The 6,082-nt window shown below is 75.0% G+C and carries 5 protein-coding genes; all 5 read right to left on the bottom strand.

Features of this window, described 5'->3' with window-relative positions; genetic code table 11:
• Nucleotides 1-735: HpcH/HpaI aldolase/citrate lyase family protein (locus tag ACFE60_RS16925; protein WP_375390028.1), on the bottom strand; the 735-nt coding region annotated here is incomplete at its 3' end.
• Nucleotides 736-806: 71 nt separating this feature from the next.
• Nucleotides 807-2,543: an ABC1 kinase family protein gene (locus tag ACFE60_RS16920; protein ID WP_375390027.1), complete on the bottom strand. Its 1,737-nt coding sequence runs from the start codon at nt 2,541-2,543 to the stop codon at nt 807-809.
• Entirely contained in the window at nt 2,540-3,511 is a 972-nt protein-coding gene (locus tag ACFE60_RS16915) for a lactonase family protein (protein WP_375390026.1), read from the bottom strand. Before ACFE60_RS16915 ends, ACFE60_RS16920 begins: the two co-directional genes overlap by 4 nt.
• Nucleotides 3,512-3,573: 62 nt before the next feature.
• A complete protein-coding gene (locus ACFE60_RS16910; protein WP_375390025.1) occupies nt 3,574-4,809 on the bottom strand; it encodes an alpha-hydroxy-acid oxidizing protein in 1,236 nt (411 codons plus the stop codon).
• 6 nt (nt 4,810-4,815) lie between these two features.
• Nucleotides 4,816-6,082 (bottom strand): rhamnulokinase family protein (locus ACFE60_RS16905; RefSeq protein WP_375390024.1); only part of this gene is annotated, 1,267 nt, incomplete at its 5' end.

Genomic DNA, 6,082 nt, shown 5'->3' with positions numbered 1-6,082 from the left:
CTGCGCCCACGGGTCGTCGGAGGGGGTCGGGCTGGTGACCTCGTTGGTGACGGGCAGCTGGCCGATGTCGAGGCAGAGCTTGCCGGTCCTGCCGAGGGCGACGGTCGTCTGCGACTGCTCGCGGAGGACCGGGTGGCTCGAGCCGACGGTCGGACCGTCGATCGGGCCGGGCAGGTTGCCGACCCGGCTGGCGACGACGAGCCGCGAGCGCGGGTAGGCCATGGCCAGGTCGTCGGCGCTCGTGCCCGTGTCGCGGCGGTAGTCGCCGCTGCCGAACGCCAGCCGGAACGCGCCGCGCGCCCCCGCGATCGACACCGCGGCCTCGATGCCGACCGCCGACTCGATGAGGGCCAGCACCGGCACGGAGCCGCCGAGCCGGTCGAAGGTCTCGGTGACGTGCTCGGCCGCCTCCGTCTTCGCCAGCAGCACGCCGTCCAGCCCGTCGAGCCCGGCGAGCAGGGCGACGTCGTCCGACCAGAACGGTGTCGACCGGTCGTTGATGCGCACCCAGGCGCGGTGGCCGGAGCGCAGCCAGTCGAGCACGTCGGTGCGCGCCGCGTCCTTCTTGGCCGGGTCGACCGCGTCCTCGATGTCGAGGATGATCTGGTCCGCGCGGGAGGCGCGGGCGGCGTCGAACGACTCCGGGTGCCCGCCGTTGACGAGCAGCCAGGAGCGGGCGATCTCGGGGTCGACGCTGCGGCGCTCCCGCGTCGCCTCGGTGCCGGTGCTGCTCACGTCGTGCTCCTGTCCCGGGCCGCCCGCCGCGGCGACCGGGGGAACGGTACCGGATCCGCGCGAGCCGCCCGTCAGGCCTGCCCCGGCCGACCTGCGGAGCGGATCACCCGCTGCGCGAGCCGCAGGCGGGCCGCGGCGGTGGGCGCTCCTGCACGGCGGGCCCTCAGCGCGCGGTAGCGCAGGTAGGCGGCGCCGGCGACCGCCAGCCCCGGGACGGAGATCGGTCCCAGCCGCGGCGCGGTGCCGCGCGACACCAGCTCGCCCGCGCTGAGGATCAGCGCCGCCGTCAGCACCCCGTCGACGAGGCGGTCGGCGATGCCGTCCGGGTCCTTGATGCGCAGGTCCGCGCCGCCCTCGCGCCGCACCTGCTGCAGCAGGGCGGTCACCTCGCCGGGCAGCGTCTCGAGCAGGTGCTCCCACGACCGGCCCGTCCGCAGCGCCCGGGACAGCGCCTCCTTCGGGTCGAGCCGGCGCCGCGCGAGGTCGAGCGCGAACGGGCGCGTGACCGCGGCGAGGTCGATGTCGGCGCCGATGTCGGCCGCGAGGCCCTGCAGCAGGGTCACGACGCGCAGCACCAGCGCGATCTCGGCCGGCAGGGCGAGCCCGTGCCGATGCACCACGACGGCGACCCCGCGGCTGACCGCGGTGAGGTCGATCGCGTCCACGCCACCGGAGAGGTGGTCGGTGATCAGCGACTCGACGTCGTCCTCCACGGCGCCGACCTCGAGGTCGGGCGGGGCGTCGGTGATCGCGAGCAGCGACGCGGCGGTCGCCCGCGGGTCGCCGCCGCCGACGGCGGCGATGAGGTCCTCGAGCTGCTCGCGCCTCGTCCGGGTGATCCGGGCGACGTCGCCGAAGTCGAGGATCGTGATCACGCCCGGGTTCAGCAGGAAGTTCCCCGGGTGCGGGTCGGTGTGGTAGATCCCGTGCCGGAAGACCATCGTCAGGTAGACGCCGGCTGTGCGGCTCGCGAGGTCGTCCGGGGTCCAGCCGGCCGCGCGGACGCCGTCCGCGCCGTCGAGCCGCGTCCCGGTCATCTCCTCCATCGTCAGCACGCCCGCCGACGACCGGTCGGGGAAGGCGCGCGGGATGCGCACCCCGTCGTCGCCGGCGAACATCGCGCCGAAGCGCTGCAGGTTCGCGAGCTCCTGCCGCAGGTCGACGGCGCCGCGCATGCTGCGGTCGAAGTCCGCGACGACCGCGGCGAACCGCAGCCGGTGGGCGGCGGGGGAGACCGCCTCCGCCCACACGGCCAGCGCGGCCAGCAGCTCGAGGTCCTCGAGCACGCGGCGGCGCACCTCCCGGTGCAGCACCTTCACGACGACCGCGGTGCCGTCCTGGAGCGTCGCGCGGTGCACCTGCGCGACCGATCCGGAGGCGAGCGGCGCCGCCTCGAAGGAGGCGAACAGCGTGCCGGCGGCCCCGCCCAGCTCCTCCTCGACCGTCGCCTCCGCGTGCCCGGGCGGATCGGCGGGGACGCCGGAGCGCAGCGCGGCGAGCTCCGCGGCGACCTGCGGGCCGACGACGTCGGGGCGGAGGCTCAGCAGCTGCCCCAGCTTGATCGCGGTCGTGCCCAGCTCGGTCAGCGCGCCGCGGAGGCGCTGCCCGGCGGACTCCTCCTCGAGCTGCGGATCGATGAGGCGATCGGCGATGTCCGCCGCGAGACGCCGGGCCGGGCCGCCCGCCCCCTCCAGCTGCGCCGCGATCGACGCGAACCCGTAGCTCCGCAGCACGCCGGCGACCTCGACCAGGCGGTCCCTTCGGGCGACCAGCACGCCGAGCAGGTCGAGGTCCGCGTCGGCGTTCACCGGGCGCCGCCCGCCGCGAGCAGGAAGGTGGGCGCCGGAACGGTCGCGACGGGCCCAGGCGTGCCGAGGGAGTCGTCGGAGCGGAACGGCAGCGCCGTGATCGTGCCCGAGCGCTCGTTGGCGACGAGCAGGCGGTCGCCGTCGATGGCGTGGTGCCGCGGCCAGGTGCCGCCGGTCAGCGCCGAGTCGACCGGCACGGGCACGTCGTCCTCGCCGACGCGCAGGAGCGCGATCCGGTCGCTGCCGCGCAGCCCGACCGTGAGGCGGGAGGCGGCGAGGGTCATCCCCGCCGCCTGGTCGCCGCGGGTGGGGTCGTCGGTCGAGGGGACGGAGGCGCGGATACGCCGCCCGGCGACGTCGAGCACGTGCAGCCGCGAGTCGTGCTCGCCGAGCACCAGGACGGCGCCGGAGGGGAGCGGCAGCAGGTCGCGCGGGCCGCAGCCGGCGGGCAGGGCGACGGCGCCGTCGAACCCGTACCCCTCCTCCGCGCGTCCATAGAGCAGTACGCGGTCGGTACCGAGGTCGGCGATCAGCAGCAGGCCGTCGACCTCGTGGCAGCAGTGCGCGTGCGGCCCGTCCTGCGCGGGATGCGGGCCGTTCGGCGCCGGCGGAGGCGCGGGGAGGGGGACCGCCGGGGCGGGCAGGCCGTCCGGGCCGACGGCGTGGGTGCTGACGACGCCGTCGCCGTAGCAGGAGGCGACGAGCAGACGGCCCTCGTCGACGAGCGCGAGGTGGCACGGGGCGCTGCCGGCGGTGGCGACCCGGGCGACGACCGCGCCGCCCCGCAGCGCGACGACCGCGTCGCCGCCCTCGTCGACGGCGTAGAGCAGCCCGTCGTGCGCGGGGGACGCGAGCAGGAAGGAGGGATCCGCCGTCGGCACGGCGACCGGCGCCGACCCCGTGTCCGGATCGAGCCGCCGGACCCCGCCGTCGCCCGTCGTGTACCCGCCGACCCAGAAGCCCGTCACGCCTCCATCTTTTCGCCGTTCAGGAGTTCTGGGCCCCCGAACTCCTGAACGGCGGAGGGCGCTCAGCGGGCCCGGGGGACCAGGCGCTCCAGCTGGGTGACGTGCCGCGGCTCGAGCTCCTCGAGGGAGTGCGCGCCGAGCAGCTTCATGGTGCGCACGATCTGGTCGGACAGGATCGCGATGGTCCGGTCGACGCCCGCGCGGCCGCCGGCCATGAGCCCGTAGAGGTAGGCGCGGCCGATCAGGGTGAACCTCGCGCCGAGCGCGATCGAGGCGACGATGTCGGCGCCGTTCATGATGCCGGTGTCGACGAGCACGTCGGTGTCGCGCCCGACCTCGCGGACGACCTCCGGCAGCAGGTGGAACGGGATGGGCGCCCGGTCCAGCTGGCGGCCGCCGTGGTTCGACAGCACGATGCCGTCGACGCCGAGGTCCGCGAACCGCTTCGCGTCCTCGAGCGACTGCACGCCCTTGACGGCCAGCTTGCCGGGCCACAGGTCCCGGATGATCTGCAGGTCCTCGAACGAGATCGTGGGGTCCATCGCCATGTCCAGCAGATCGCCGACGGTGCCGCCGGTGGACTGCAGGGACGCGAACTCGAGCTTCGGGGTGGTCAGGAAGTCGATCCACCACCAGGGGCGCGGCAGCGCGTCGACGATCGTCCGCACGGTCAGCTGCGGCGGGATGGAGAACCCGTTCCGCTTGTCGCGCAGGCGGGCACCGGCGACGGGGGTGTCGACCGTGAAGAACAGGGTCTCGTAGTCGGCCTTCGCGGCGCGCTCGACGAGGCCGTAGGAGATCTCCCGCTGCCGCATCACGTACAGCTGGAACCAGGACCGCCCGCCCGGGTTCGCCTGCTTGACGTGCTCGATGGAGGTGGTGCCGAGCGTGGAGAGGGTGAACGGGATGCCCGCGGCGTTCGCCGCGCCGGCACCCGCGGTCTCGCCCTCGGTCTGCATCAGGCGGGTGAACCCGGTCGGGGCGATGCCGAACGGCAGCGCCGAAGGGGCGCCGAACACGGTGGCGGTGGTGTCGACGTCGGCGACGTCGCGCAGCACCTCGGGATGGAACTCGACGTCCTGGAACGCCTGCCGGGCGCGCTGGATCGAGATCTCCGCCTCCGCGGAGCCGTCGGTGTAGTCGAACGCGGCCGTCGGCGTGCGCCGCTTCGCGATGGTGCGGAGGTCCTCGATCGTGAGCGCCGCCTCCAGCCGCGCCTTCCTCCGGTCGAGCTGCGGCTTCTTGAACTGCAGGTACTCGAGCACGTCGACCGGCCGGGGGAACTGTCGCTGCACCATCGGGGGTCAGCCTCTCTGCGATCGCGTGCGGGGCTCGTAGGTCCGCGGCGGGAAGGATCGGACGGTGACGCGGCGGAGCGCCTCGAGATCTCCGGACAGCATGCCGTGCGTGCGCAGCTGCACCAGCAGGTTGCCGATCGCGGTCGCCTCGATGGGTCCGGCGACGACGGGACGGCCGACCGTGTCGGCGGTCAGCTGGCAGAGCAGGGCGTTCTGCGCCCCGCCGCCGACCAGGTTGACCCGGCGGACCGGGCGGCCGGTCAGCCGCTCGATGTCGTGGATCGCGGCGGCGTAGGCGTTCGCGAGGCTCTGGAGGACGCCGCGGACGAACTCCGGGACGGAGGCGGGCACGCGCGAGCCGGCCGCGACCAGCAGCGCCTCGATGCGCGACGGCATGTCGCCGGGCGCGAGCAGGCTCGGGTGGTTCGCGTCGAAGGTCGGCACGTCGGCGGACGCCTCCGCGGCCTGCTTCAGCAGGGCCCCGAGCTCGTGCCGCTCGCCGACCTTCTCCCACGCGCGCACCGACTCGGAGAGCAGCCAGAGGCCCATCACGTTCGTCAGGAACCGCGTGCGGCCGTCGACCCCGCCCTCGTTCGTGAAGCCGGCGAGCCGCGCCTCCTCCGTCGCGATCGGCGCCGCCAGCTCGGTGCCCACCAGCGACCAGGTGCCGCAGGAGATGTACGCGGACTCGTCGTGCTGCAGCGGCACGCCCACGACCGCGGAGGCCGTGTCGTGCGAGCCGACCGTGCTGAAGGGGATCCGCTCGGCGATCCCGAACTCGTCGCGGACCGGCCGCGTGCCGGGGCCGAGGACCGTGCCGGGCTCCACAACCTCCGGCAGCAGGTCCTGCCGAAGGCCCAGGCGCGGCAGCAGCTCGCGGTCCCAGTCGGCGCCGCCGACGGGCAGCAGACCCGTGGTCGACGCGTTCGTGCGCTCCGCGACCTGCCGGCCGGTGGCCCAGTACCCGATCAGGTCCGGGATCAGCAGCAGCCGGTCGGCCTCGTCCAGCTCGCCGACGGACGCGGCGGCGGCCAGCTGGAAGACGGTGTTGAACGGCAGGTGCTGCAGGCCGTTGCGGCGCCAGAGCTCCTCCGGCCCGATCCTGGCGTGCACGGCCGCGACGCCGGTCGCGTTCCGGTCGTCGCGGTAGTGGTAGGGGTTGCCGAGCAGCCGGGAGCCGCGCAGCAGGCCGTAGTCGACGGCCCAGGAGTCGACGGCCGCGCCGGCGAGGTCCGGGTCCTCACGGGACGCCTCCCCGAGGCCGCGCATCGCC

It is taken from the genome of uncultured Amnibacterium sp. (assembly GCF_964245895.1).
Lineage (GTDB): Bacteria > Actinomycetota > Actinomycetes > Actinomycetales > Microbacteriaceae > Amnibacterium.
This window is presented reverse-complemented; position numbering and strand designations above follow the sequence as displayed.